Genomic DNA, 24,905 nt, shown 5'->3' with positions numbered 1-24,905 from the left:
GCATGCTGAGCGGTGTGTGGGGAGTCCGGTCGTCCGCGACCGCGGTCGTGGGGGCCGCGGTCGCGACGCGCCGGACCGTCTGATCCGACCCGGTCGGGGCCGATCCGTCCTCAGCGACGCAGCCCGCGCAAGCCGCTGCGGAGCTCGTCGACGAGGACCACGGGCTGCTCGAGTGCCGCGAAGTGCCCCCCGCGCGGTGCCTCGCCGTAGTGGACGAGGTCCGGGTAGGCGGCCTCGATCCACGTGCGCGGCAGGAGCGGGATGTCCCGCGGGAACACCGTCACGGCGACGGGGAGGTGCAGCACCGGGCCCGCCATCGTGGCGCGGCGGTTCTCCCAGTAGATCCGGGCGGAGGACGCGGCGGAGTTCGTGAACCAGTACAGCGATATCGTGTCGAGGATGTCGTCGACGTCGATGGCCTGCTCGGCGAGGCCCTTGTTGTCCGTCTTCGACTGGAACTTCTCGTAGATCCACGCTGCTTGCCCCACCGGCGAGTCCGCGAGGGCGAACCCCGGTGTCTGCGGCTTCGTGCCCTGCAGGTGGTTCGACCCGCCGAGCGGTCCCGCGTAGCGCGCGAGGGAGTCGACCGCATGCTGCTCCTCGGGCGTGCGCTCGTCCGGGATCGTGTCGGGGACGGCGTACGGGGTGTTCAGGTGGATGCCCGCCAGCCCCTCCGGGCGCGCCGCCGCGAGTGCGGTCGTCACCACGGATCCCCAGTCCCCGCCGTGTGCCACCCACCGGGTGTACCCGAGTCGCCGCATCAGCTCGGCCCACGCCGTGGCCGTGCGATCGGCGTCCCACCCCGTGGTCGTCGGCTTGCCGGAGAACCCGAACCCGGGCAGCGACGGCACGACCACGTCGAAGGCGTCCGCAGGGTCACCACCGTGCGCGGCCGGGTCGGTCAGCGGACCGATGAGGTCGACGAAGTCCAGGACCGAGCCCGGCCAGCCGTGGCTGAGGAGGAGCGGCATCGCTCCGGGTTCGGCGGACCGGACGTGCAGGAAGTGGATGTCGAGTCCGTCGATCTCGGTACGGAACTGCGGGGACCGGTTCAGCCGCTCCTGGAACCGCACGGGATCGTGGTCGTGCAGCCAGTGGTGCACGAGGGCCCGCAGGTTCTCCGACCGGACGCCCTGCGACCAGTCCGGCACGGTCTCCGGGTCGGGCCACCGGGTCCTGGCCAGACGGGCGCGGAGGTCGTCCACGTCCGCCTGCGGGACGTCGACGCGGAACGGGCGGACGGCGGTGGATGCGGTCATGGTCTGCGGTCCTCACGATGGGTGTGCGGCAGTTCGTTGCACACGGTTGTGCAACGAACACCGGAACCGTAACCCATTGCACAGCAGTGTGCAATGATCGGTGCATGGCTTCCGGATCCGCACGCGACCTCGCGATGGACGAGACACGGAACCGGATCCTCGACGTCGCCCGCGAACTCCTCGGCCGGCGACCGGATGCCGGTATGGGCGAGATCGCACAGGCCGCCGGAGTGGTCCGCCGCACCGTCTACGGGCACTTCCCTGCCCGCACCGACCTCGTCCGCACGCTGGCCGAGCGAGCGGGAGCGGAGATCGGCACCATCCTCGAGCGCGCCGACGTCGACGGATCGCCCGCCGACGCCGCGTGGGCGCAGTTCGTCACCGACCTCTGGCCGCTCGCTCACCGGTACCGGGTGCTGTTGGCGCTCCGTCGCGGGCAGCAGGGCGACGAGATCCACGCCCTGCTCGGGGCGGTGGACCGGCGTCTCGCCGTGCTCGTCCAGCGGGGTCAGGACGACGGGGTCTTCGGGCGGCACCTCCCGGCGATCGCCCTGGGGCAGATCGCCTCCGCGACCGTCTTCGCCATCGCCGACGACAGCCGCCCGACGGCACCGGACGCGCCGGATGCCGGCGACGGAGCGGATGCCGGCGGTGCAGCGGATGCCGGCGGTGCAGCGGGTGCCGCCGATGCAGCGGGTGCCGCCGATGCACTCGATCTGCGGGCCGCGGTCACCACCAGCCTCCTCGTCCTCGGCGTCCCGGCAGCACAGGCGCAGGAACTCGCTCCCGCGTCGGACTGACGGGGTCGATCGGACCACCGTCGCGCGCGCTGCGCGAAGGACCACGCCCACGCCCACGCCCACGCCAGCGCGCGTTCCCACGCGCACGCCCCGGGCCCCGGGCCCGTTCCCGGCCGGGTCTCGGCCTGGTCACGACCCCGACAGCCCCACCGCGGCGCGCACGGCACGCAACCCTTCCGGCGTGCCCGGCCAGTGCCGGTCCACCGCCGCCGCACCCGCCCGCCGCGTGACGAACCGGAGCACGAGCGCGACGACGATCGCGTCGTCGAGGTACCCGATGACCGGCACGAAGTCCGGCACGAGGTCGATCGGCAGGAGCAGGTACCCGAGGAGTGCGACCAGGGCGATGCGCACACCCCGCGGCACCGTCGGGTCGGCGACGAGCCGCCGGACCAGCCGCACGACGTCGGGGACGAGCCGGAGCGCCTCGACCAGCCGGAGGCCGTCACCAGATCGACGCGCGGCGACCACCAGGGCGATCACCACGACGCCCCACACGATCACGAACCCGCCCACGATCGCGACGACGACCGACCACCACTCCATGCCCCGAGCATGGCGGACACGGTGTCGCGGGAGCTGAGCGAACGGACAGGTCGCGCTGCGAAGGCGGTGTCGAGCCGGAACGGTGCCGCCCGCCCCGGTACTGTTCCCGTTCGTGAGTGTTCGTCGTCGCGCGTCCCGTGTCGTCTCGATCGGGGTCGTCGCAGCCCTCGCCGCGTCGTTGACCGGCTGCGGGGAGGGGTCCGGGGTCGACAGCGACTACGCGAAGATCTGCCGCGACAACTCGACGCAGAAGCGCCTGCCGGACGACGACTGCAACAACCACGGCGGGCACGCCGGCTGGTACTACCTCCCGCTCAGCGGCAGCCGCGCGACGAAGGTCCCCGCCGTCGGCGACGCCGTGTCGGGCGGCACCGCCAGCCTCCCGTCGGGCAAGACCGCGGAGTCGGGCATCTCGTCCCGCGGCAGCTCGGTGACGAAGGGCGGCTTCGGCGGGTCCGGCGAGCACGGCGGGTTCGGCGGCTGATGGAGCGCGTCGAGTTCACCGAGCGCCCGGACTGGCAGCGACGGATCCAGCAGACCGGCCTCATCTACTCACGCTCGGTGCGCGAGGACGGCACCGCGGTCGAGTACTGGAACGACGGCGCGGCGTACGTGTTCACGCTGCCCGAGGTCGAGGCGCTCGAACGGCAGACCGAGGAGCTGCACCGCATGTGCCTCGAGGCCGCCCGGTACCTCGCCTCCGGCGAACTCGGCACCCTCGGGCTCACCCGCGAGGGCTTCGACCTCGCAGCGTGGTCGCTCGAGCAGGGCGAACCGGACGTGTACGCCCGCTTCGACCTCGCGTACGCGGGCGACGGCTGCCCCGCGAAGATGCTCGAGTACAACGGCGACACCCCCACCGGGCTCATCGAGGCCTCGGTGACGCAGTGGCACTGGCTGCAGGACCGCATCGCCGACGGGACGCTCCCCGCCGACACCGACCAGTGGAACGGCATCCACGAGGCGATGGTCGCCCGCTGGCGCACCCTGCTCCACGCATCGCTCCGCGCCGAGGAGGGCGGCCGGCTCTTCGTCGCCCACTCCGACCTCGACACCGCCGGCGAGGACTGGAACACCGTCGCGTACATGCGGGACCTCGCCGGCGAGGCCGGGTGGGAGCACACCGGCATCGAGATGAAGGACATCGGGTGGCACGCGGTCGCCCGGCAGTTCGTGGGCAACGCCGAGCCCGTCGGCTCGTCGCGGAGCGTCTTCACGCTGCCCGGCGACGAGGACGGCACGCAGTACCCGGTCATCCGGAACCTGTTCAAGCTCTACCCGTGGGAGGACCTCGTCTCCGGCGACGACCGCGCCGAGGGCGACCAGGAGTTCGGCGCGTTCCTCGTCAGTGACCGCGGCCGCCTCGGCCGGTGGTACGAGCCCGCGTGGAAGATGTTCCTGTCGAACAAGCTGCTGCTGGTCGCGCTCTGGCGGCTGTTCCCTGGCCACGAGAACCTGCTGCCGGCGTTCGCCGACGGCCCGAACGGCATGACGGACTTCGTCGTGAAGCCGGTGTTCGGGCGCGAGGGCGACGGCATCGCCGTGCACCGCGCGGACGGCTCGGTGACGACGAACGGCTCGGAGTACCGCCGCGCCGGCACCGGCGGCGAACGGGTGTGGCAGCAGTACCACGAGCTGCCGGACTTCCCCGGGTCACGCGGCCACAACCACCCGGTCCTCGGCTCCTGGGTGGTGGACGGCGAGTCGTTCGGCGTCGGCATCCGCGAGTCCGACGGCCCCATCACCGACTACTGGTGCCGCTTCGCGCCGAACGTGATCACCGCGTCCTGAACGACGGGGCCGCGCGTCCTGCCACGATGGACGGCATGACCTACACCGCCAGCAGCGACCGCTACGACACGATGCCCTACCGCCGTACCGGGAACTCCGGCCTCGACCTGCCGCTGCTCTCGCTCGGCTACTGGCACAACTTCGGCGACGACGTCGCCTTCGAGACGCAGCGTGCCGTGAGCCGCCGCGCCTTCGACCTCGGCATCACCCACCACGACCTCGCCAACAACTACGGGCCGCCCTACGGTGCCGCCGAGGTCAACTTCGGGCGCCTCATGCGTGAGGACTTCCGGCCGTACCGCGACGAGATGATCGTGTCGACGAAGGCCGGCTGGGACATGTGGCCCGGTCCCTACGGCCAGGGCGGCGGCTCCCGCAAGTACGTCCTCGCCTCCCTCGACCAGTCGCTGCAGCGCACGGGTCTCGACTACGTGGACGTCTTCTACTCGCACCGCCTCGACGCGTCCACCCCGCTCGAGGAGACGATGGGTGCCCTGCACACCGCGGTCCAGCAGGGCAAGGCGCTCTACGTGGGCATCTCGTCGTACGACGCCGAGCGCAGCCGCCAGGCCGCTGCGATCCTGCGCGACCTCGGCACGCCCCTGCTCATCCACCAGCCCTCGTACTCGATGCTGAACCGCTGGATCGAGACCGAGGGGCTGCTCGACGCCGCGAGCGAACTCGGCTTCGGCGTCATCGGCTTCACCGCGCTCGCCCAGGGGCTCCTGACCGGCAAGTACCTCGACGGCGTCCCGGAGGACTCCCGCGCCGCCGCCGGCAAGTCCCTCGACGCGTCGAGCATCACACCGGAGGTTGTCGCCCACCTCCGTGCCCTGAACGACGTCGCCGCCGCACGTGGCCAATCCCTCGCGCAGCTCGCGCTGGCCTGGGCGCTCCGCGACGAGCGGGTGACGTCGCTCGTCATCGGCGCCTCGCGCGTGTCCCAGGTCGAGGACAACGTCGCCGCCCTGGCGAACACGTCGTTCACCGACGAGGAGCTCCGCACCATCGACGAGCACTCCGTCGGGATCGCGGACGTCGACCTGTGGGCCGGCGCGCGCGCCGGTCAGGTCTCCTGAGCGGGAACCGTCACCAGGTGGCGGACGGGAGGCGCGGTGCGGGGCCGCGCCGCGCCTCCCGTCCCGCAGGCGGTCGCGTCTGCAGCTCGGTGGGCCCTGCCGGGATCGGCATGCGTCATCGATTGCACTTCCTGTTCCGCACGGCGTAGATTCGCACCCGTGACCACCATCTCCGAGTACGCGGCGCAGCACGGCATCTCGCCGCGCCGCGCTCGCGCGCTCGCGCAGCAGGGCCGTCTCCCGGCACGACGGGTCGGACGCGCGTGGGTCCTCGACGAGGGCGTCGCCACGACGCCGGCCGTCAGCACCCGACCGATGAGCGAGCGCACGCGGCGCCTGTTCCTCCGTGCACTGAGCGACCAGACCGTCCGTGAGGTGACCGGGTCCGACCGCCGACGCATCGCCGCGTACCTCGGCCGGCTCCGCGCCTCCGACCGACCGGCAGCGCTCATCCGTGCGTGGTTCCGCGGAGCGGACCTCCCGACGGGCTTCACGCTCGGAGAACTCCTGGTCCGGGCCGCACTGGAACACCAGGACGACGTCGTCGCCGAGCGTCTCGCTCGACCACAGCGGCGGTACCTCAACTCGCCCGAGCGCCTGGCGCGGGTCGTCGCCGACGAACGGGCGATCCACGGCCTCAGCCGCGCACAACTGGCCGACCGTGCCGGCACGACACCCGGTGACGTCGCCGCCGTCGAGGCCGGACGACCGGTCGACACCATGCTCACCGTCCTCCGGGTCATGAACGCGCTCGACGTGCGCCCCCTGGCGTTGCCCACCGGAGCCGTCCGGGACTCCGCGTGAACCGGGTGCTGCACGCCTGGCTCGAAGGGCGCTACGTCGGCGAGTTCGCCGTCGACGGGAGCGGCCGGATCACGCTCCGCTACGACGATGCCGCCCCGGACACACCCGTGTCGCTGTCCCTGCCCCGGGACGGCAGGATCTCCGACCGGGCACCGGGCCGGTTCCTCGACAACCTCCTGCCCGATCGGCCCGAAGCCCGCGACTGGATGCGCCGCGTCACCGGAGCCCGCTCGACGAGCACGTTCGACCTCCTCGAAGAGGTCGGCGGCGACGTCGCCGGCGGGCTGGTGCTCCTCCCCGCACCGGAGTTGCCGCAGCCGGCGGCCACCGCGCTGCTGCTGGCCGACGACGACGCGATCGCGTTCCGGATCAGCAGCCTGCACGACGATCCGGATCGCTGGTGGGAGCGGAGCGACCCGGCCCGGTTCTCTCTCGCCGGTACGCAGCCGAAGTTCGCGCTCGCGAACGTCGCCGGTACCTGGTTCTGGCCGAACGCGTCGGTCCCGTCGACGCACATCATCAAGCCGGCGTTCTCCGCCAACCGGGGAGCCGAGCAGGCAGAGGTCGCGGCCGAGCGCCTGGCAGCGGACATCGGCATCGTCGCCCCGCGAGCCGACGTGCTCGACGTGGTCGGCGAGCAGGCGTACCTCGTTGAGCGCTTCGACCGGGCACTGCAACCGTCCGGCTTCGCCGCGCGACTCCACATGGAGGACCTCGCACAGGCACTCGGCAGGTCCGGTGCCGACAAGTACCGCATCGGAGCGAAGCCGATCCTCCAGCTCCTGCTGCAGCACGATGCGTCGGGCACGGCCGCGCACGACTTCCTCCGGCAGGCCGCGTTCAACGCCGCGATCGGCAACGCTGACGCGCACGCGAAGAACTACTCGGTCCTGCTCCGACCGGCGGGGGTGGAACTCGCGCCGCTCTACGACGCCCTGCCCACGCGCCTCTGGCCCGGGTACGACGAGCAGCTCGCGATGCGCATCGGTGGCGCGCAGTACACGCAGGAGCTGACACTCGACCACTGGTCGAAGCTCGCCGATCAGTCCGGCCTGGACGTCGACCGCGCCCGCGTCGAGGTACAACGGGTGTACGACGACGTCGCCGACCGGATCGACACCGCCTGGAACGACCTCGACGACGACCAGGCCACTCGGATGCGCGGACTCGTCGCCGAGCAGACGGCGAAGATCGCGGGTCCGCGTGCGACGCGCACCACGCCGGGAACGGTGGGCCCTGCCGGGATCGAACCGACGACATCCACGGTGTAAACGTGGCGCTCTACCAGCTGAGCTAAAGGCCCTCACGTCGAGTCTACGGCGTCGGACACCCGGCCCGATGTTCAGCCACAGGCTTACTTTCGGCGATGTGAAGTCGTATCCTTAACACGTGCACTCCGACCCCGTGATCGCGGTGATCGTCGACCTCGTCGACTCCCGCACCCTCGACGACCGCGCAGCGGCCCAGCGCGACGTCGAGCGCGCCTTCGACGGTACCCCAGCGGTCGAGGCGGTCGATCCGCTGCGCGCCACCGTCGGCGACGAGTTCCAGGTGATCTACGCCACGCTGACCGACGCGCTCGTCGCGACCACGGCCGCGATCCTCGCCCTCCCGCCGACCGTGCAGATCCGGTTCGGGATCGGGCGCGGCACGGTGCGGACGATCGGCGCGGGTGCGGTCGGTCCCCTGCAGGACGGGCCCGGGTGGTGGTCCGCACGCGACGCCATCAACGAGACACACCGGCGCGAGGACGGCCGGACCGCGTTCCTCCGGGCCTGGTACCACGACGCCGAGGACCGCCACGGACCGACGGAGCGACTCGTGAACGCCTACTTCCTGAGCCGTGACCACATCGTCGCGCGCCTGACCCCTCGTGCACGGCGGATCGCCCTCGGGCTGGTGCAGGGCCGGACCCAGGCGCAGATCGCTGCTGACGAGGGCATCACCCCGTCGGCGGTCTCCCAGTCCGTGCAGAAGTCGGGCGTCGCCGCACTGGTCGAGGGCCTGCGGGTCCTCGGGGACGGGGGCCGCTGATGCTCGCCGGGGTCCTCCTCGCCATCATCGGGACGGCCGACGTCGTGCGCACCCGGACCGGCACCGACGCCGCACCACGCCGCGTCCTGACCGTGATCGTGGTCCTGCTGCTGTGGATCGGGGTGGCCGTCGTCGCCGTGCCGGGCCTCGGCCTCCCCGTCGGGGCGGTGGCCACCGCGATCGTGCTCGCCGCCCTGTGGATCGCCACGACGACGCCGGTGCGGCCGACCGACGCCCGACCCTCGACGACGCCGCGACGGGTCTGGTGGCGCCGTTCGGGCTCGTGGCCGTCGGTCCTGCTGGCGGTCGCGCTCGCGGTGCTGCTGCTGACGGTCCCGTCCGTCGATCCGTCGGGCTTCGTCGTCGAGTGGCAGCGTGGTTCCGCGCCGGCGTTCGTCGCCGCCGTCCCGCTCGCCGCGATCGTCGGCGGCGTCGGAGCAGCGCTGTTCCTGGTCGACTCGGCCAACGTCGTCGTCGCCCAGGCCCTCCCGCCGGGGCTCTCCCCCGACACCGTCGGGCGTGCGGTCGAGGACGGCCGAGGTCGACGGCTGTTCGCTCGACGACCCCGACGGGATCCCCGCGACGCCCAGCCCGCGGGCGACGACGACGCCGGCGCGGGCACGGTCCTGCTGCAGGGCGGGCGCATGATCGGCCCGATCGAGCGCCTGCTGCTCGCCGGGTTCTCGCTGGTCGGGGCCTTCCCCGTGATCGCGGCACTGATCGCGGCCAAGGGCATCGTCCGTTTCCCGGAGATCCGCCGCGAGACGACCGGGTACCAGGCCGAGTACTTCCTCATCGGCAGCCTGGTGAGCTGGGCGATGGCGTTCGCCGCGGCCGGCATGTGCTGGTTGCTCGCACAGGGCTGAGGCTCGCGCCGCGTCCCGCGTCCCGCGCGACCCGCGTCCCCGGGCGCGTCCCGCGCGACCCGTGACCCGCGTCCCCGGGCACCGCGCTCCCCGTCGAACCACGAATCCGACATCGAACAACCGCCTGGTCCCGGTTCGATGTCGGATCCGTGGTTTGACGCCGCCAGCGCGCCGCCGCCAGCGCCCCGCCGACGCCACGGGTCGATGCACAGGGACCGCCCCGGGAGATCCCGGTCGTCGCCGGGTAGCGTCGTCTGCGTGAACGGAGTCGGAGTCCTCGACGAGGCCGGCCGCCTGCGGCTGCTCGGTGCCGGTGCGACCGGTGCCGCCTTCGCCGTCGTGCTCGTCGTCCTCGTGGCGTCGTCGTGGACGGAACCGACCCCGGCGCTCCTCGTCGGCCTCGGCGTCCCGGCGGCAGCGGTGGGCATCGCCATCGCCGTCGTCCTGCAGCTCCGCTCCTGGCGCGCCGAGGGCGGGTACGACCGGAGCGTCGTCGTCCGCAACTGGGTGCTCGACGGCGAGGTGCCCCCGACCGTGCCGGCCGCCGAGTGGATCCCCCTCGTGCAGGCCCAGGCCGAGCGCGAGGTCGCCGGCTGGGGCAAGATCGTCCTCTCGACGATCTGGATCCTGATGACCTGGTCGATGCGGGACCAGCACGGGCCGGTCATCACGACGATGCTGATCCTGCTCTGGATCGGCCTCGGCCTGTGGAGCGCACTCTGGGTGATCCCCCGCGCCCGGGCCGCCAAACGGCTGCTCGGCCGCGGCGTCGCCACCCCCACCTGATCCCGCCCGGCACCGTCCTGAGTACGCTCGCCGTCATGCAGAGTCGCACCCTCGGCCGTACCGGCCGCCCCGTGTCCGTCGTCGGCCTCGGCACCTGGCAGTTCGGCGGTGACTGGGGCCCGGTCTCCGACGCCGACGCGAACGCCGTGATGGACGCGTCCGTCGAGTCCGGCGTCACGCTGTTCGACACCGCCGACGTCTACGGCGACGGCCGGAGCGAGCAGCTGATCGGCGCGTGGCGGGCGGCCAACCCCGACGTCCCGCTGACGATCACGACGAAGATGGGCCGTCGGGCCGACCAGGTCCCGTCCAACTACGTCGCCGCGAACTTCCGCGAGTGGGTCGACCGCTCGCGCCGGAACCTGCGGCAGGACACCCTCGACCTCGTCCAGCTGCACTGCCCGCCGACCGAGGTCGTCGCCGACGACGCCGTGTACGACGCCCTCGACGCGCTCGTCGCCGACGGCTCGGTCGCCGCCTACGGCGTCAGCGTCGAGACCGCCGACCAGGCCCTCACCGCGATCGCCCGCCCCGGCGTCGCCAGCGTCCAGATCATCCTCAACGCGTTCCGTCTCAAGCCGCTCGACCGTGTGCTGCCGGCGGCCCAGGAGGCGCGGGTCGGCATCCTCGCGCGCGTCCCGCTGGCATCGGGGTTGCTGTCCGGCAAGTACACGGCGGACACGTCCTTCGCCGAGGGCGACCACCGCAACTACAACCGCCACGGCGAGGCGTTCGACCAGGGCGAGACCTTCAGCGGCGTCGACTTCGAGGACGGGGTGCGCGCTGCCCAGGCCTTCGCGGCATCGCTGCCCGATGGTGTCTCGGTCCCGCAGGCGGCGCTCGCGTGGATCATCGCCCAGGACGGCGTGACCGCGGCGATCCCGGGCGCACGCAACCCGGAGCAGGCCCGGTCGAACGCCGGTGCGGGCTCGCTGCCCGAGGTGCCGGGCCTCGACGAGACCGTCCGCGAGCTGTACGACGAGTGGTTCCGCGCCGCCGTGCACGACCGGTGGTGAAGCCGTCGGCCGTCGGCGCAGCGCTCGCGGCCCTCACGGTCCTGGCGCTCATCGCGGGCGGGACGGCACCGGCGGACGGCACCTCGCGGTCCGCTCCCCCGTGGCCCGCGCCGACGGCCCTCGCCGAGCACGCGGACGACGCCGGACTGCGCAACGTCTGGGGCGAGCGACTCGCCGAGCACGTCCACACCCACCTGACGATCCTCGACGGCGACGTCCCCGTGACGGTGCCGGCGAACGTCGGGCACTCGGACACCCGACGGTTCGCCGCGCAGCTGCACACGCACGACACCTCGGGCATCCTGCACGTCGAGTCCCCCACCCGGCAGACCTTCACGCTCGGGCAGTTCTTCGACGAGTGGGGCGTCTCGCTCGGCCCCGCGCACGTCGGCGGGCTCCGTGGCGAGCTGACGGTGTGGGTCGACGGCCGCAGGTTCATCGGCGACCCGCGCTCCATCGCGCTGACGAACCGCCGCGAGGTCGTGCTCGACGTCACGACGATCGGCGAGGTCCCGCACCTGCCGCCACCCTTCGACTGGCCGCCGCAGTACCGCTGACCCGCACCGCGACACGCCCGGCGACGCCGCGTCAGGCGACGCCGCCCCGCGCCCTCAGTCGCCCGGCAGACCGAGCGCGCTCCCCCGCGGGACCGGTCGCGGCTCCGGAGGGTGCACGGCCCGGAGCGCGCGAACCAGCTCGCGGTCGTGCCGGTCCGAGCCGCCGCCGACGCTCCCGAGGCCGTACCGAGCACGCAGTCGGACCGGCCCGTGGACGGTCTCGAGGCGAAGGCACGACATCGTGAACGTCGGGTACCACGGCGGCCGGTACTCGCCCACGTCGATCGACGTCACATCCGACCACCGCACGGTCGACACCGGCTCCGGTTCCTCGGGCGCCCACCCGTGCAGGCCCGCGTCGTCGACCGTCCACACCACCGGCAATGACGCCGGCACGCCGACGGCGCGCTGTCCGGATGCCCATCGTCGCACCGGCAACCAGAGCCGGACGGGGCGCCCACCGACCTCGTGCACCCGCCGCACCGTCGCGCGGTCGGCGTACGGGAACCACAGGTTCGGCACGACCACCACCACGCCCGTGATGATGACGGAGGCCGCGATCGCGCTGATCGTCGGTTCGGTGTGGAACGCGACGCACGCGGCGGTCCCGACCGCCACCGCGACGAGGCTCGCCACACGGAGCGGCACGGGGTCGACGAACCGGCCGCCCCGCAGCCGCTCCAGCCACGCCCGACGGTCCCGCGGCACGTCAGGCCTCCTTCGGGGCGGTCCACGCCAGGTCGAGGTCCCACTCGTCCACCGAACCGGCCGGCAGCTGCCACACGTACTCGTTCTTGAGCTTGCGGCCGTCCTCGCGGAAGGGTCCGGTGCGGTACGGGTAGAACGCCACGGTCGGCAGCGTGCCCGGCGGCGCCGTCCGGATCGCGTTCGAGAAGTCCCTGTTCAACCGCCGCAGCTCGGCGACCACCGCGCCTCGAGCACCGTCGGCGTCGAACCCCGATGCGCCGGACGCGAGCTGGAACGCGATGTGCAGCTGCCGGTCGCCCCGGTCGTCCTCGTAGCTGATCAGCCGGTGGTTCTCGACGGCCTCGAGCAGCGCCGGGTCGCCGTAGACCACGTCGCGCACGACGTCCGGCGCGACGACCGCCCCGTTGTAGTCGACGGACAGGTCGGACCGCCCGTAGTGGAACAGCAGCGGCAGGTCGAGCTCGGCGGCGTCGGCGAGGTCGTCGAAGCCGTGCTCGCGCAGGGTCCGGCGCAGCGAGCGCATCCGCACCACGTGCCCGCGGTCGTGGATGTTGTACCGGATGCGGGGGCTGATGTTCTCGGACCGGGTGATCGTCACGACGAGCTCCCCGAGCTCGTTCGTCTCGATGAGGTACCCGAAGGGGTTGAACTGGAACACCATCGGCAGCACGCCGTACTCGGCCTGCTTCGTCAGTGCGGCGGAGAGCTCCGGCGACGCCGCGATCGCCCGACGCAGCTGCACGCTGAACGGCGTCTCGATGCCGAGGTTGATCTCGAGGTCGCTCGCCCCGTACGACCCGAGCACGGCCTGCGCGTACTGCTCGATGTGCGCGCGCATGTTCTCGCTGATGCCCTCGCCGCCGAACGCCGCGACGATCGTGTACTCGCTCCAGTCGAGCCGGTCGTCCTCGAACAGTGCCTTCAGGAACGGCGGGTAGCTGCAGATGATGTACGTGAAGTCGGTGCCGAACTCGCGCATCGTCTGCACGATCTTGTCGCGGTCCGGCCCGATCGACTTGATCATCGACGACTCGGTGAGCGACGCCGTCACGTTCATGCCGGTGGCCCAGGCGCCGAGCGAGAACGCGTTGAGCACGAACGGCTGCTTCGGCAGGTCCTTCGCGGTCCGCGAGAACCCGAGCTGCAGCAGTTGGCGGGTCGCCTGCCGTTCGTCGGGGCCGCGCACCCAGCTCGTCGGCGTGCCGCTCGACCCGCTCGACTCGTCGACGACGACCCCGCGCCGGGGCAGCCGACCGTCGACGCAGCGCTCGGGGATGCTCCACCGCTTGACGTACGACTCCTTGTCCATCTCGGGCAGCCCCGAGATCGCTGCGGCGATGCCGCCGCGGGTGTCCAGACGGGAGGCACGCCCCGCCTCCGCCAGGAACGCCCCGTACGCGGGCACCCGCTTCGCAGCCCGCTCGGCCGTCCGCCACGCACGCCAGCGTCCGAGGGTCCAGCGGAGCGGCTCGATGCCCGGCGTGAGCAGGAGCTTGTGCGTGCCGACGCGCGGCATGAACAGCGCCACGACCGTCTCGACGACCCAGACCACCGAGAACACCGCCGCGCGCTTCACCGGGCACCCCCGATCGTCATCGCCGCCGCGGGTCGGCGGTGCGCCAGCGGTGGCGGTGCGCTGTGGCCGAAGCGGAAGAGCATCCAGGCCATCCGACCGTCGGACTCGTCGACGCCGGCGCGCTCGACGAACGCGGCGTGCGACCGGGGGTTCGTGATCACGGTGCCGAACGGGTGCAGGGCGACGCCCCGTGCCGTGAGCTCGAGCCAGATCCGCATGAAGGTGCGTCCGGCCTCGACGTAGTCCGCCGGCGACGAGAACGGTCCCTCGAGCCACCCGAGCTGCCGGACGCCGCGCATCGTCGACAGGTACACGCGCTTGAAGACCCCGCCGACGCCGGGTGCCTCCCAGAGCCCGCGGTGCTCCATCGCGAACCGCAGCACCGGTCCGGGCATGAGCATCGTCTCCGCCGACAGCCCGTCACCGGACTCCGCCGCCTGCCGTTTCGAGAACCGCAGCCAGTGCAGGATCTCGTCGTGCACGGCGTCGTGCTGCAGGTCGTCGAACAGGGTCTCCTGGTTGACCCGGACGATCTCGTCGACGGTGGCCCGGTCGGCGGTGGTGCGGAAGCGCTGGCCGGCCGCCGACGCGATTGCGGCCGCAGCCCGGATCGCGGACTCGTCCACCAGGGTCGCGTCGTAGGGCCTGCGCGAGGTGCGCCGTGCGAGGAAGCGGGCCAGCGCCTCCCGGTCGTCCGCCGTGGCGGCTCGCGGACGCAACGCGACCGTGCCCAGTCGGTGCAGGTGGTCGTCGGCCGCGCCGGAACCGGCGCCGGCGTCCAGCCGCCCGAAGTCCATCTCGGCGTGGTCCAGCCGTTCCTGCACCGTGAACCCGTGCGCCCGGGCGACCACGTCGAGCCCGGCCAGGAACACCCCGGCGCAGACGTGGCCGAACGGGATGCCGAACGACTCGGCCGGCAACCCCCTGCGCAGGTCGTAGAACACGGTCGCGGTGCGGTCGTCCTCGACCCGCACGACGATCGGTTGCGAGTTGTGCGGCGACGGGTAGTGCCGCGCGTCCTCGATGATGCCCGTCCACGGTGATGCCATCGGTTCCCCCTCGGTGGTCTCTGCGGTCGATCATACGAACGCCCGGTGACGCCCATGCCGTCCGGGGAATGCAGTGCTCCCCGAGCCCGCGTACGCTCGGCCCATGGCCACGATCCGGACCGGCACCGACCTCGCCGCGGTCGAGGACGTGATCGCCGGGATCACCGCGCACGGCGAGCGCTACCTCGCCCGGGTCTTCACCCGGCAGGAGCGCGCCGACGCCGGGGACGACCCGGAGCGCCTCGCCGCCCGCTTCGCCGGCAAGGAGGCCGTGCTGAAACTGCTCCGGCCGGAGCGTTCGGACGCCGTCCCGCTGACCGACGTCGCCGTCGTGCTCGACACCGTCGGCGCCCCCGTCGTCGAGCTGACCGGTCGTGCGGCGGAGCTCGCCGAGGCGGTCGGCTGCACGTCGATCGCGGTCTCGCTGTCCCACGAACGGGGACTGGCGATCGCCACCGCCGTCGCCCTCTCCGAGCGCTGACGCAGCCCCCTGGGTCGCTCCCTGTCAGGGCACTCAGGTCCGGCGCGGCGCGTGCGGTTTCACGCACCCGCACGGCGGCTTTCCGGGCCGCCGTCCTCCTTATCGTTGCCAGCATGCACCAGGACCCGACCTCCGCAGCGACCGCCGTCGCACTCGTCGCCCCGACGACCGAACTGGCCGTCCGGCGAGCCCTCGCCGACCACGGACGGCTCGTCGTCGACGCCATGGACGTGGCGTCGATCGCCGACCTCTACGCCCTCGGGCTGACCTCGCACGCCACCGTGAACGTGATGCTCGCGGTCGAGAACGAACTCGACGTGGAGTTCCCCGACGCCGCGCTGCACCGGTCGACCTTCGCCACCATCGAGTCCATCGCCACGGCAGCGGAGACGGCGGCGTGATCACCGAGGAGCGTCCGGCGAGCGCCGGGACGACCGTCTCCGCCGTCGACCGGTTCGCCGAGCGCACCGCCCTCGTGGTCGACATCGCCGCCCGGTACGCCGACGAGGTCGACCGTGACGCCCGTCCCCCGCGCGAGGCGATCGCCGCGATGAAGGAGCACGGTCTCCTCGCCGCGGCGGTCCCGGTGGAGCACGGCGGCGAGGGAGCCACCCTCGCCGAGCTCTCCGTCATCGCGACCGAACTCGGACGTGCGTGCGCCGCGACGGCGATGGTGTTCGCGATGCACCACGGCCAGGCCATGGCGCTCTGGCGGCACGGCGGCGTGGCCCTCGGCGTCACCGCGATGATCGAGGCCGTGCGGGACGGCGCCCTCGTCGCGTCGTCGACCACCGAGCGCGGCATCGGCGGCGACGCCCGTCGGAGCACCTGCGCGATCGAGCCCGACCAGGCCGGACGCATCCGGCTCCGCAAGGACGCCCCGGTCATCTCGTACGCGACCGAGGCCGACGCGATCCTCGTCACTGCCCGGCGCGACCTCGACGCGCCGGCGTCCGACCAGCGGCTCGTCATCGCGCTGCCGGCGGAGACCACGCTCACGCAGACCTCGACCTGGGACACGCTCGGGCTCCGCGGCACGTGCAGCAACGGCTGGCTGCTCGACACCGAGACGCACGAAGACCGCGTCCTCCGCGACGACTACGCGACGATCTCCGCCCGCACCGTCCTCCCCGTGTCGCACGTGCTCTGGGCGTCGGTGTGGCTCGGCATCGCGGCGGATGCTGCGGACCGTGCCCGTCGGGCCGTCCGCAAGCAGGCGCGTGCCGCCGTCGGGCAGACCCCTCCGGGAGCACTTCGGCTCGCCGAGCTCCTGGTCGACCTGCAGACCATGGCCGACGCCGTCCGGCACGCCGCGGCCCGGTTCGACCAGGTGGCCGACGACCCCGAGGTGCTCGAGTCGACGGCGTACGCGCTGGCCGCGAACGCGCTGAAGATCGGCTCCTCCGAGCGGGTCACCGACCTCGTCACCCAGGCGCTGCGGATCGTCGGCATCGCCGGGTTCGCCGCCACCGGGGAGCTCAGCATCGCCCGGCACCTCCGAGACGCGCACGGTGCCGCCGTGATGGTGAGCAACGACCGTCTCCTGCAGAACGACGCCGCACTGGCACTCATGACCGGAGCCATCCTGTGACCATCACCGAACCGACGACCACGACGCAGTCCGCACCCGCGTCCGACCTCGACGCCGCCCGCGCCGCGCTGCGTGCACGGCTGCTCGCCGACGGCGTGCTCATCGACCTCGGGTCGCCGGGGCTCTACGGCCGCACCGGAGTGTTCGAGCGCGTGTACACAGCGGTCGACACCGCGGCCGTGGCCAGCCAGCAGGACCTCGACGCCGAGGTGCTGCGCTTCCCGCCCGTGGAGCCGCTCGCGGCGTTCGAGCGCACCGACTACATCGCGTCCTTCCCGGACCTCGCCGCGTCGATCTCCGGCTTCACCGGTGACGACCGCACGCACCGAGCCCTGCTCGCCGCCCGCGAGCGCGGAGAGCGGTGGGAGGGCTTCCTCGAGCCGGCCGACCTGATGCTGACCCCGGCGGTCTGCCACCCGGTCTACGGGCTCGTCGGTGGCCGCGTCCCGCAGGACGGCCGCACCTTCGACATCGTCGGCGACTCGTTCCGGCGCGAGCCCTCGCTCGACCCGATGCGGCTGCAGGCGTTCCACATGCACGAGTTCGTGCACATCGGCACGCCCGCCTCGGCCCAGCACCACCGCGACGACCGCATCCCGGTCATGCGCGCGCTGCTCGAGTCGTTCGGCCTCGAGATCGACGTCGTCCCCGCGAACGACCCGTTCTTCGGACGCGTCGGGCAGATGCTCGCCCGGAACCAGGTCGAGCAGGCGCTCAAGTTCGAGTTCGTCACGCCCGTCTACGGCCCGGAGCACCCGGCGACCGCGATCGGCTCGGCGAACCTGCACGAGGACCACTTCGGCACCTCGTTCGGCATCCGCACGGCCGACGGCGAGGTCGCGCACAGCGCCTGCGTCGCGTTCGGCCTGGAGCGCATCACGATCGCCCTCTTCGCCGCCCACGGCACCGACCCCGACGCGTGGCCGGCTCCGGTCCGCGCGGCCCTGGCCCTGTGAGCACCCACCACGGCTGGACGGGTCGCCCGGCCCTCCGCGTCGCCGTGCAGCTCCCCGTCGCGGCGCGCGCCGGCGTCGTGATCTGTCCGCCGCTCGGGCAGGAGGGCGTCATCGCGTACCGGACCCTCCGCCTGCTGGCGGACCGACTGGAGGCGCGTGGCGTGGCCTCGGTGCGGTACGACCCGTCCGGACGTGGGGACTCCGCACCCGACGGCGATCCCGACGCGCAGGTCCGGTCGGCACGTCGCGCCGCAGCGGTGCTGCGTGGTGCCGGGGTCGAGCGGATCGCGTACGTCGGCCTGGCCTCCGCCGCGCCGATCGCCGCCGCCGCGGCCTCCGACACGGACGGCCTGGTCCTCTGGGACGCGCCCGCCTCCGGCCGCGCCTGGCTCCGGAAGCAGCGAGCACTGGCGACGATCACGATCGGCGCCGACCGCGTGGTCGACGGCGTCGAGAGCCTCGTCGGCATGGACGTCGACCCCACCGAAGCGGCGGCCCTCGGCGCGCTCACCTACCGGGCGCGCACCGGCCCGACCATCGCCCTCGTGCGCCCGGGCAGCAGCGCCCCCGCAGCGCTCGGCGACGTGTCGACGACCGAGGTCACCGGGAGCGCCGAGCTCCTCGACGGCACGAGCATGGTCGCCCGGATCCCGGGTTCCGCCGTCGACACCGTCGTGGCGTGGACGGACGCGTGGGCGCCGACGGTGGCCCTGCCGGTCCTGCCGCCGGCACTCGACGAGGTCCTCGACGTGGACGCCCGCACGTCGGAGCGCATCGTCCGGATGGGCCCGGAACGGCTCTTCGCCATCGAGACCGTCGCCTCCGGCCAGCACGAGGACGCCCCGGTCGTCGTGCTGCACAACGGCGCCGCCGAGCACCACGTCGGCGCGTCCGACTACCAGGTCGCCCTCGCACGGACCCTCGCCCGCGACGGTGCCCGGGTGGTCCGGGTCGACCGCAGCGGCACCGGTGAGAGCTCCGCGGTCCACGAGGACGAGCGGTCCGCGATGTTCGCGCAGGAGTGGATCGACGACCAGCAGGCGGTGGTCGACGCCCTGGCCGTGGACTCCCGACGGCTCGTGCTCGTCGGCATGTGTGCCGGCGCGTGGCTCGCGGGGCGCTCTGCGGACGCCGCACCGCGCATGGTCCTCGAGATCAGCCCGAACGACTACCGCCGCCAGCCGGCCGCGGTGGGCGCGTACGCCGATGCCCTCCGCGCGATCGACGAACCGTCGCCGCTGCGTCTCGTGCTCCGTCGCTGGTGGAACGCCGTCGTACCCGAGCGGGTGCGCGACCGGGTCGCCCGTCGCGACCGGGTCGGCGGGGTCGTCGGACACGTCCGTCCGCTCGTCGAGCACGGCACCGACGTCGTGCTCATCGCGTCGCCCGTGGACGTCGAGCTGTTCGAGCGGCTCGGTGGTCCGCGTGCCCTCCGGCGGTGGGGCACCCGGGGCCGGACCGGCAGGGTGGAACTCGTGCGGGTGCCGGACGGCGACCACTCGCTGTTCTCCCCGGTGATGCGGCAGGCCGTGCTCACCGAGGTGCGGTCACGCGTCGCGGCGACGTTCCCCGTGCACGCCTGACCCGCGGGCGAACCCGTCGATGGCGCGCTGCGCGATCGCGACCTCGGTGGGGCCGCCGTGTCCCTCGTCCTCGACGACCTCGAGGCGGCTGCCCGGCCACGCCCGGTGCAGCAGCCACGGCGTGATGACCGGCCCGCTGACGTCCCGTCGCCCGTGGACGAGCACGCCGGGGATCCCGGCGAGCTCGCCGGCGCGCCGGAGGACCTCGTCCGGCCCGAGGAAGCAGTCGTTCGCCCAGTAGTGGGTGACCAGCGTGGCGAAGTTGCGCCGGTCCCGGGGATCGGTGTGCAGCTGCCCCGGGCTCCACGCCGGGTCGAGCGAGACGTGGGTCGACTCCCACGTGTCCCAGCTGTCGGCTGCGGCGTCCCGGACGGCGGGGTCGGACGAGCGCAGCAGTCGGGCGTGGTGCTCGACCGGCCGCACGCCCGCCGGGACGTCGGCGGTGAACCGCGCCCAGGCCTCCGGGAACACCGCCCCGACTCCCTCGGTGATCCAGTCGACCTCGCGACGGGAACCGGTGGTCACCGCGACGAGCACGACCTCGGTGACGCGCTCGGGGTGCTCGAGGGCGTAGGCGAGCGCGAGGGTGCTGCCCCACGAGACACCGTGCAGCAGCCAGCGCTCGACGCTGAGGTGTCGCCGCAGCGCCTCGCCGTCCTCGATCAGGGCCGCCGTCGTGTTGCGGTCGAGCGATCCGAGGTCGTCGATCGCCCACGGGGTGCTCCGCCCGCACCCGCGCTGGTCGAGCCCGATGATCCGGTACACCTCGGGGTCGAACCGCTGCCGGTAGCCCCCGGCGCCGAGACCGGATCCCGGGCCGCCGTGCAGGTACAGCGCCGGGCGGCCGGTCGGGTTGCCGGACACCTCCCAGTGGATCCGGGCGCCGTCGGGACGGTCGAGCCAGCCGTGGTCGTGGGGGTCGATGGGCGGGTGCACCCCCGGAGCCTACGACGGACGTGCGGACCGGACGAGGTCGAGCGTGCGCGCCACCGCGGTCGGGTGCTCGACGTGGGCGAAGTGCCCGCAGTCGTCGAGCAGCACCGTCCGGACGTCGGGCAGGAGGCCCCGGAGCGCCGCGAGGTCGGACACCCGGGCGAACACGTCGTCCCGCCCGGCGATCGCCGTGACCGGGCACGTCGCGCCGCGCCAGCGGTCCAGGTCGTAGGCGGCCGCGGCGCGAGCGGCTCCGGTGAAGCCGGCCGGACGGAGCTCGTCGACGAACGCCTCGAGCACGCTCGGGTCGAGCCGGCGCACGTGCGAGAAGACGGGAGCGGCGAGGACTGGCAGGAGGCCGATCGCCCGGAGTCCGCGCAGGAGCGGCCGTGCCGTCTCCCCGGTGATCGCGAGGCCTGCCCGCAGCAGCGTGAACGCGGGGAGCGTCAGGAGCCCGCGCACGGGGTGCCGGGACGCTCCGGCGGTCGCCACGGTCGTGCCGGAGACGAGCGCGACGGAGCGCACGCGTCCGGGTGCCGCGACGGCCAGGTGCATGCCGACGAAGGCGCCCATCGAGTGCCCGACGACGTCGACGTCCGGCACCGCGAGGGCGTCGAGCACCGTGGTCAGCACCGACGCCGCCCGGTCGACCCCGAGCGGCTCGACCGGTGCGGGTGACGCGCCCCAGCCCGGCAGGTCGACGAGCACGAGGCCGCGGTCGTCGATGCCGTCCGCCGCCGCCAGGAGCGGGGTCCACGTGGTCCACGACCCGGCGACCCCGTGCAGCAGGAGCAGCGCGACGGGGCCGGGTCGGTGGTGCACGACGACCGGGCCGACGTCGGTCGGGACGACGGTGCGCTGCAGGCCCCACCGGTCGGCGTCGGCGGTGACCGGGAACGGCGCGTACGGCTCGGCGGTGACCACCCGCGCGGGTGGGCGGTCGTCGACGGCGTGCACCGTGCCTCCAGTCTGCGACGCGTCTCGCGTCGCCTCAGGAGGTGTTCGGAACGCTAGCCGACGGGGACTGGTGCGGCGCAGGCCGCCAGGCGGTCGAGCGCGGCCTTGTACTCCGTCACGTCACGGGCGACGCCCGGCTCGGAGATGATCGAGGCCTTGATGCGACCCTGCACGTCGATCACGAAGGTCGCGCGGGTGGCGAAGCCCTTGTGCTCGAGGAAGACGCCGTACTCCTTCGAGACGGCGCCGTGCGGCCAGAAGTCCGCGAGGAGCTCGAAGTCGTAGCCGTTCGATTCGGCGAACGATCGGAGCGTCGCCTTCGAGTCGACCGAGATGCCGACGAGCTCGACGCGCTGGTCCTGGAACATCGCGATGTTGTCCTGGAGGGCGCAGAGCTCGTTCGTGCAGGTCGACGAGAACGCGAGCGGGAAGAAGACCAGCGCGACCGGGCGGACGCCACGGAAGTCGCTGAGGCGGACGTGCTCCCCGAACTGGTTCGGGAGTTCGAAGTCCGGCGCGAGCGAGCCGATCTCCAGTGCCATCAGTGCGTTGCTTCTTCCTCGGGCGTGGGGTGTGCCCGGTGTCCTCGCGCACGCACGGGTCGCGTGTGCACGATCGGCAATCGTACGCCGACGTCACCCGAATGCAAGCACCTGTCCACCCACACGTCACCATCAGCCTCTGGGTCGGTGCGGGGGCCTAGAGTGGTCGGGGCCCCATCCGGTCGTGACCCGACCAACCGGTGGCCCGCCATGTCCACCACCACGAGAACGAACGAGGTCAAGGGTGACGGTGAACGACCAGGACCCGTACAGCCACGGCAGCAGCGACCAGGACCCGGAGGAGACCGCCGAATGGCGTGAGTCCCTCGACGGGCTGGTGCAGACCCACGGCCACCAGCGTGGCCGCGAGATCATGCTGAGCCTGCTCAAGCGGTCCAAGGAACTGCACCTCGGTGTGCCGATGGTCCCGACCACGGACTACGTGAACACCATCGCGCCGGAGAACGAGCCCGAGTTCCCGGGCGACGAGGAGCTCGAGCGCCGCTACCGCCGGTGGATCCGGTGGAACGCCGCGATCACCGTGCACCGCGCGCAGCGCCCCGGGATCGCGGTCGGCGGCCACATCTCGACCTACGCGTCGAGCGCCGCCATGTACGAGGTCGGCTACAACCACTTCTTCCGCGCGCAGGACCACCCGTCCGGCGGCGACCAGGTGTTCTTCCAGGGGCACGCGTCCCCCGGCATGTACGCCCGCGCCTACATGGAAGGGCGCCTCGGCGAGGACCAGCTCGACGGCTTCCGTCAGGAGAAGTCCCACGCCGGCGGCGGACTCTCGTCCTACCCGCACCCGCGCCTCATGCCGCACTTCTGGCAGTTCCCGACCGTGTCGATGGGCATCGGCCCGATCAACGCGATCTACCAGGCGCAGCAGGCGAAGTACCTCTCCAACCGCGGCATCAAGGACGCCTCCGACCAGCAGGTCTGGGCGTTCCTCGGCGACGGCGAGATGGACGAGGTCGAGTCGCGTGGACAGCTCCAGGTCGCCGCGAACGACGGCCTCGACAACCTGAACTTCGTGATCAACTGCAACCTGCAGCGTCTCGACGGTCCGGTCCGCGGCAACGGCAAGATCATCCAGGAGCTCGAGGCGTTCTTCCGCGGTGCGGGCTGGAACGTCATCAAGGTCGTCTGGGGCCGCGAGTGGGACGACCTGCTCGCCCGCGACACCGAGGGCGCGCTCCTCAACCTGATGAACCAGACGCCGGACGGCGACTACCAGACGTACAAGGCCGAGAACGGCGCGTACGTCCGCGAGAACTTCTTCGGGCGCGATCCGAAGGCGCTCGAGCTGGTCAAGGACTACACGGACGACCAGATCTGGAACCTCAAGCGCGGTGGGCACGACTACCGCAAGGTCTACGCCGCGTTCAAGGCCGCGACCGAGCACAAGGGCCAGCCGACCGTCATCCTCGCGAAGACGGTCAAGGGCTACGGCCTCGGCCCGAGCTTCGAGGGGCGCAACGCGACGCACCAGATGAAGAAGCTCACGCTCGACAACCTCAAGCAGTTCCGCGACGAGATGCGCATCCCGATCACGGACGCACAGCTCGAGGAGAACCCCTACACGCCGCCGTACTACCACCCCGGGAACGACGACGAGGCGATCCAGTACATGCACGAGCGCCGGCGTGAGCTCGGCGGGTACGTGCCGGAGCGTCGCACCAAGTACACGTCGATCACCCTCCCCGAGGACTCGAAGTACCAGGTCGTCAAGAAGGGCTCCGGCAAGCAGGAGATCGCCACCACCATGGCGTTCGCCCGACTGCTGAAGGACCTGCTCCGCTCCCCCGACTTCGGCGACCGCGTGGTACCGATCATCCCCGACGAGGCACGCACGTTCGGCATGGACGCGTACTTCCCGACGGCGAAGATCTACAACCCGAACGGCCAGCACTACACGTCGGTCGACCGTGAGCTCCTCCTCGCCTACAAGGAGAGCCCGCAGGGGCAGATCATCCACGTCGGCATCAACGAGGCGGGCGCCCTCGCGGCGTTCACCGCGGTCGGCACCTCGTACTCGACGCAGGGCGAGCCGCTCATCCCGGTCTACGTCTTCTACTCGATGTTCGGGTTCCAGCGCACCGGCGACGCCATCTGGGCCGCCGGCGACCAGATGACCCGTGGCTTCATGATCGGCGCCACCGCCGGTCGCACGACGCTCACGGGCGAGGGGCTGCAGCACGCCGACGGCCACTCGCTGCTCCTCGCGACGACGAACCCGGCCGTGGTGTCCTACGACCCCGCGTACGGCTACGAGATCGGGCACATCGTCCAGGCCGGCCTCGACCGGATGTACGGCACGAACGAGGACGGCAGCGCCAAGCACGCCGACCCGAACGTCATGTACTACCTGACGGTCTACAACGAGCCGATCGTCCAGCCGGCCGAGCCCGAGGGCATCGACGTCGACGGCATCGTCAAGGGCATGTACCTGCTCAACCGCAGCGAGCACGACGGCCCGAAGGCCCAGCTGCTCGCGTCGGGTGTCGCCGTCCCGTGGATCCTCGAGGCGCAGCAGCTCCTCGCCGAGGACTGGGGCGTGTCGGCGGACGTCTGGAGCGTCACGAGCTGGGGTGAGCTGTACCGCGACGGTCTCGACGCGGAGCAGCACGCCTTCCTCAACCCCAACGAGGCGCCGCGGACCCCGTACGTGACCGAGCGGCTGCTCGGCACCGAGGGCCCGGTCGTCGCGGTGAGCGACTTCATGCACGCCGTGCAGGAGCAGATCCGCCCGTTCGTCCCGACCGACTACGCCACCCTCGGCGCCGACGGCTTCGGCTTCTCGGACACCCGTCCGGCAGCGCGCCGCTTCTTCCACATCGACGGCCCCTCGGTCGTCGTGCGGACGCTGCAGCAGCTCGCGAAGCAGGGCAAGGTCGACGGCGCGCTCGTCCAGCAGGCGATCGACAAGTACCGCCTGCACGACGTGACCGCCGGCACCACGGGCAGCGCGGGCGGCGAGAGCTGATC

The 24,905-nt window shown here is 72.4% G+C and carries 25 protein-coding genes and 1 tRNA gene; 17 read left to right on the top strand and 9 right to left on the bottom strand.

All coding sequences use genetic code 11. The annotated features are described in order from the left end of the window. Positions 1–110: 110 nt before the first annotated feature. Entirely contained in the window at positions 111–1,259 is a 1,149-nt protein-coding gene (locus BIV01_RS03335) for an epoxide hydrolase family protein (protein ID WP_071301914.1), read from the bottom strand. Positions 1,260–1,363: 104 nt separating this feature from the next. Here BIV01_RS03335 and BIV01_RS03330 point away from each other — a divergent pair, with 104 nt between their 5' ends. Further along, on the top strand, positions 1,364–2,059 hold the full coding sequence (locus tag BIV01_RS03330) for a TetR/AcrR family transcriptional regulator (protein WP_071301913.1): 696 nt from the start codon (positions 1,364–1,366) through the stop codon (positions 2,057–2,059). Between the two features lie 129 nt (positions 2,060–2,188). Here the strand turns inward: BIV01_RS03330 and BIV01_RS03325 are convergent, their stop codons facing one another. Continuing rightward, complete coding sequence (locus tag BIV01_RS03325) at positions 2,189–2,605, bottom strand: YkvA family protein (RefSeq protein WP_071301912.1); 417 nt, start codon at positions 2,603–2,605, stop codon at positions 2,189–2,191. 112 nt (positions 2,606–2,717) lie between these two features. Here BIV01_RS03325 and BIV01_RS03320 point away from each other — a divergent pair, with 112 nt between their 5' ends. The 5 genes from BIV01_RS03320 (at position 2,718) to BIV01_RS20410 (ending at position 7,550) form a co-directional block, all read left to right on the top strand. Continuing rightward, entirely contained in the window at positions 2,718–3,089 is a 372-nt protein-coding gene (locus BIV01_RS03320; protein WP_254789616.1) for a tRNA-dihydrouridine synthase, read from the top strand. Continuing rightward, complete coding sequence (locus tag BIV01_RS03315) at positions 3,089–4,396, top strand: glutathionylspermidine synthase family protein (protein WP_071301911.1); 1,308 nt, start codon at positions 3,089–3,091, stop codon at positions 4,394–4,396. The genes BIV01_RS03320 and BIV01_RS03315 overlap by 1 nt, the downstream gene beginning before the upstream one ends. Before the next feature lie 35 nt (positions 4,397–4,431). After that, positions 4,432–5,475 carry an L-glyceraldehyde 3-phosphate reductase gene (mgrA, locus tag BIV01_RS03310; RefSeq protein WP_071301990.1) on the top strand — a complete coding sequence of 348 codons (1,044 nt, stop codon included), beginning with the start codon at positions 4,432–4,434 and terminating at the stop codon, positions 5,473–5,475. 159 nt (positions 5,476–5,634) lie between these two features. Then, positions 5,635–6,279 carry a helix-turn-helix domain-containing protein gene (locus BIV01_RS03305; protein ID WP_071301910.1) on the top strand — a complete coding sequence of 215 codons (645 nt, stop codon included), beginning with the start codon at positions 5,635–5,637 and terminating at the stop codon, positions 6,277–6,279. After that, entirely contained in the window at positions 6,276–7,550 is a 1,275-nt protein-coding gene (locus BIV01_RS20410) for a HipA domain-containing protein (RefSeq protein ID WP_368073344.1), read from the top strand. Before BIV01_RS03305 ends, BIV01_RS20410 begins: the two co-directional genes overlap by 4 nt. Here BIV01_RS20410 and BIV01_RS03295 read toward each other — a convergent pair. Continuing rightward, a tRNA-Val gene (locus tag BIV01_RS03295) sits at positions 7,510–7,582 on the bottom strand. The two genes, BIV01_RS20410 and BIV01_RS03295, sit on opposite strands and share 41 nt — an antisense overlap. Before the next feature lie 86 nt (positions 7,583–7,668). On the opposite strand from BIV01_RS03295, the gene BIV01_RS03290 reads away from it, so the two are divergent. From BIV01_RS03290 to BIV01_RS03270, 5 genes are all read left to right on the top strand, one after another. Continuing rightward, positions 7,669–8,313, top strand: coding sequence for a SatD family protein (locus tag BIV01_RS03290; protein ID WP_071301909.1), 645 nt, complete (start codon positions 7,669–7,671; stop codon positions 8,311–8,313). After that, complete coding sequence (locus tag BIV01_RS03285; protein WP_071301908.1) at positions 8,313–9,179, top strand: hypothetical protein; 867 nt, start codon at positions 8,313–8,315, stop codon at positions 9,177–9,179. The genes BIV01_RS03290 and BIV01_RS03285 overlap by 1 nt, the downstream gene beginning before the upstream one ends. A 258-nt stretch (positions 9,180–9,437) precedes the next feature. Beyond that, positions 9,438–9,965, top strand: a complete 528-nt coding sequence (locus BIV01_RS03280) for a hypothetical protein (RefSeq protein ID WP_071301907.1) — start codon at positions 9,438–9,440, stop codon at positions 9,963–9,965. Positions 9,966–10,000: 35 nt separating this feature from the next. Further along, positions 10,001–10,981 (top strand): aldo/keto reductase, encoded by a 981-nt coding sequence (locus BIV01_RS03275; protein WP_071301906.1) that lies wholly within the window; start codon positions 10,001–10,003, stop codon positions 10,979–10,981. Then, entirely contained in the window at positions 10,978–11,538 is a 561-nt protein-coding gene (locus tag BIV01_RS03270; protein ID WP_139199192.1) for a hypothetical protein, read from the top strand. Before BIV01_RS03275 ends, BIV01_RS03270 begins: the two co-directional genes overlap by 4 nt. Positions 11,539–11,592: 54 nt before the next feature. Here the strand turns inward: BIV01_RS03270 and BIV01_RS03265 are convergent, their stop codons facing one another. From BIV01_RS03265 to BIV01_RS03255, 3 genes are read right to left on the bottom strand one after another with little or no spacing between them, the layout of a single operon-like run. After that, complete coding sequence (locus BIV01_RS03265) at positions 11,593–12,246, bottom strand: hypothetical protein (RefSeq protein WP_071301904.1); 654 nt, start codon at positions 12,244–12,246, stop codon at positions 11,593–11,595. Between the two features lies 1 nt (position 12,247). Beyond that, positions 12,248–13,822: a phenylacetate--CoA ligase family protein gene (locus BIV01_RS03260; RefSeq protein WP_229085320.1), complete on the bottom strand. Its 1,575-nt coding sequence runs from the start codon at positions 13,820–13,822 to the stop codon at positions 12,248–12,250. After that, on the bottom strand, positions 13,819–14,871 hold the full coding sequence (locus BIV01_RS03255; RefSeq protein ID WP_071301903.1) for a hypothetical protein: 1,053 nt from the start codon (positions 14,869–14,871) through the stop codon (positions 13,819–13,821). Before BIV01_RS03255 ends, BIV01_RS03260 begins: the two co-directional genes overlap by 4 nt. A gap of 103 nt (positions 14,872–14,974) precedes the next feature. On the opposite strand from BIV01_RS03255, the gene BIV01_RS03250 reads away from it, so the two are divergent. From BIV01_RS03250 to BIV01_RS03230, 5 genes are all read left to right on the top strand, one after another. Then, positions 14,975–15,352 (top strand): holo-ACP synthase, encoded by a 378-nt coding sequence (locus BIV01_RS03250; protein ID WP_071301988.1) that lies wholly within the window; start codon positions 14,975–14,977, stop codon positions 15,350–15,352. A gap of 113 nt (positions 15,353–15,465) precedes the next feature. Next, on the top strand, positions 15,466–15,753 hold the full coding sequence (locus BIV01_RS03245; RefSeq protein WP_071294843.1) for an acyl carrier protein: 288 nt from the start codon (positions 15,466–15,468) through the stop codon (positions 15,751–15,753). Further along, a complete protein-coding gene (locus tag BIV01_RS03240) occupies positions 15,750–16,943 on the top strand; it encodes an acyl-CoA dehydrogenase family protein (RefSeq protein ID WP_139199191.1) in 1,194 nt (397 codons plus the stop codon). The genes BIV01_RS03245 and BIV01_RS03240 overlap by 4 nt, the downstream gene beginning before the upstream one ends. Beyond that, positions 16,940–17,899 carry an amino acid--[acyl-carrier-protein] ligase gene (locus tag BIV01_RS03235; RefSeq protein WP_217642530.1) on the top strand — a complete coding sequence of 320 codons (960 nt, stop codon included), beginning with the start codon at positions 16,940–16,942 and terminating at the stop codon, positions 17,897–17,899. The genes BIV01_RS03240 and BIV01_RS03235 overlap by 4 nt, the downstream gene beginning before the upstream one ends. Continuing rightward, the gene (locus tag BIV01_RS03230) at positions 17,896–19,482 is read left to right on the top strand and encodes an alpha/beta hydrolase (protein WP_071301902.1); all 1,587 of its coding nucleotides are present in this window, start codon (positions 17,896–17,898) and stop codon (positions 19,480–19,482) included. The genes BIV01_RS03235 and BIV01_RS03230 overlap by 4 nt, the downstream gene beginning before the upstream one ends. Here the strand turns inward: BIV01_RS03230 and pip are convergent. Genes pip through BIV01_RS03215 form a run of 3 tightly spaced genes read right to left on the bottom strand, consistent with a single transcriptional unit; the run spans position 19,447 to position 21,914 of the window. Next, positions 19,447–20,418 (bottom strand): prolyl aminopeptidase, encoded by a 972-nt coding sequence (gene pip / locus BIV01_RS03225; RefSeq protein ID WP_071301901.1) that lies wholly within the window; start codon positions 20,416–20,418, stop codon positions 19,447–19,449. The two genes, BIV01_RS03230 and pip, sit on opposite strands and share 36 nt — an antisense overlap. 9 nt (positions 20,419–20,427) lie before the next feature. Beyond that, positions 20,428–21,372, bottom strand: a complete 945-nt coding sequence (locus tag BIV01_RS03220; protein ID WP_175473625.1) for an alpha/beta fold hydrolase — start codon at positions 21,370–21,372, stop codon at positions 20,428–20,430. Between the two features lie 53 nt (positions 21,373–21,425). Next, positions 21,426–21,914, bottom strand: a complete 489-nt coding sequence (locus BIV01_RS03215) for a peroxiredoxin (protein ID WP_070418722.1) — start codon at positions 21,912–21,914, stop codon at positions 21,426–21,428. 244 nt (positions 21,915–22,158) lie between these two features. Here BIV01_RS03215 and aceE point away from each other — a divergent pair, with 244 nt between their 5' ends. Further along, positions 22,159–24,903 carry a pyruvate dehydrogenase (acetyl-transferring), homodimeric type gene (gene aceE / locus BIV01_RS03210; protein WP_070418721.1) on the top strand — a complete coding sequence of 915 codons (2,745 nt, stop codon included), beginning with the start codon at positions 22,159–22,161 and terminating at the stop codon, positions 24,901–24,903. Positions 24,904–24,905: the final 2 nt, after the last annotated feature.

The sequence above is a fragment of the Curtobacterium sp. MCBA15_013 genome, from assembly GCF_001865095.1.
GTDB lineage: Bacteria > Actinomycetota > Actinomycetes > Actinomycetales > Microbacteriaceae > Curtobacterium.
The sequence above is the reverse complement of the archived record's forward strand: the minus strand, read 5'-3'. Positions and strand labels throughout refer to the sequence as shown.

What these genes read in the sequence shown, in the direction of transcription:
- BIV01_RS03335 (WP_071301914.1), bottom strand. Translation starts at nt 1,259, where the DNA reads ATGACCGCATCCACCGCCGTCCGCCCGTTCCGCGTCGACGTCCCGCAG.
- BIV01_RS03330 (WP_071301913.1), top strand. Translation starts at nt 1,364, where the DNA reads ATGGCTTCCGGATCCGCACGCGACCTCGCGATGGACGAGACACGGAAC.
- BIV01_RS03325 (WP_071301912.1), bottom strand. Translation starts at nt 2,605, where the DNA reads ATGGAGTGGTGGTCGGTCGTCGTCGCGATCGTGGGCGGGTTCGTGATC.
- BIV01_RS03315 (WP_071301911.1), top strand. Translation starts at nt 3,089, where the DNA reads ATGGAGCGCGTCGAGTTCACCGAGCGCCCGGACTGGCAGCGACGGATC.
- mgrA (WP_071301990.1), top strand. Translation starts at nt 4,432, where the DNA reads ATGACCTACACCGCCAGCAGCGACCGCTACGACACGATGCCCTACCGC.
- BIV01_RS03285 (WP_071301908.1), top strand. Translation starts at nt 8,313, where the DNA reads ATGCTCGCCGGGGTCCTCCTCGCCATCATCGGGACGGCCGACGTCGTG.
- BIV01_RS03275 (WP_071301906.1), top strand. Translation starts at nt 10,001, where the DNA reads ATGCAGAGTCGCACCCTCGGCCGTACCGGCCGCCCCGTGTCCGTCGTC.
- BIV01_RS03255 (WP_071301903.1), bottom strand. Translation starts at nt 14,871, where the DNA reads ATGGCATCACCGTGGACGGGCATCATCGAGGACGCGCGGCACTACCCG.
- BIV01_RS03250 (WP_071301988.1), top strand. Translation starts at nt 14,975, where the DNA reads ATGGCCACGATCCGGACCGGCACCGACCTCGCCGCGGTCGAGGACGTG.
- BIV01_RS03245 (WP_071294843.1), top strand. Translation starts at nt 15,466, where the DNA reads ATGCACCAGGACCCGACCTCCGCAGCGACCGCCGTCGCACTCGTCGCC.
- BIV01_RS03215 (WP_070418722.1), bottom strand. Translation starts at nt 21,914, where the DNA reads ATGGCACTGGAGATCGGCTCGCTCGCGCCGGACTTCGAACTCCCGAAC.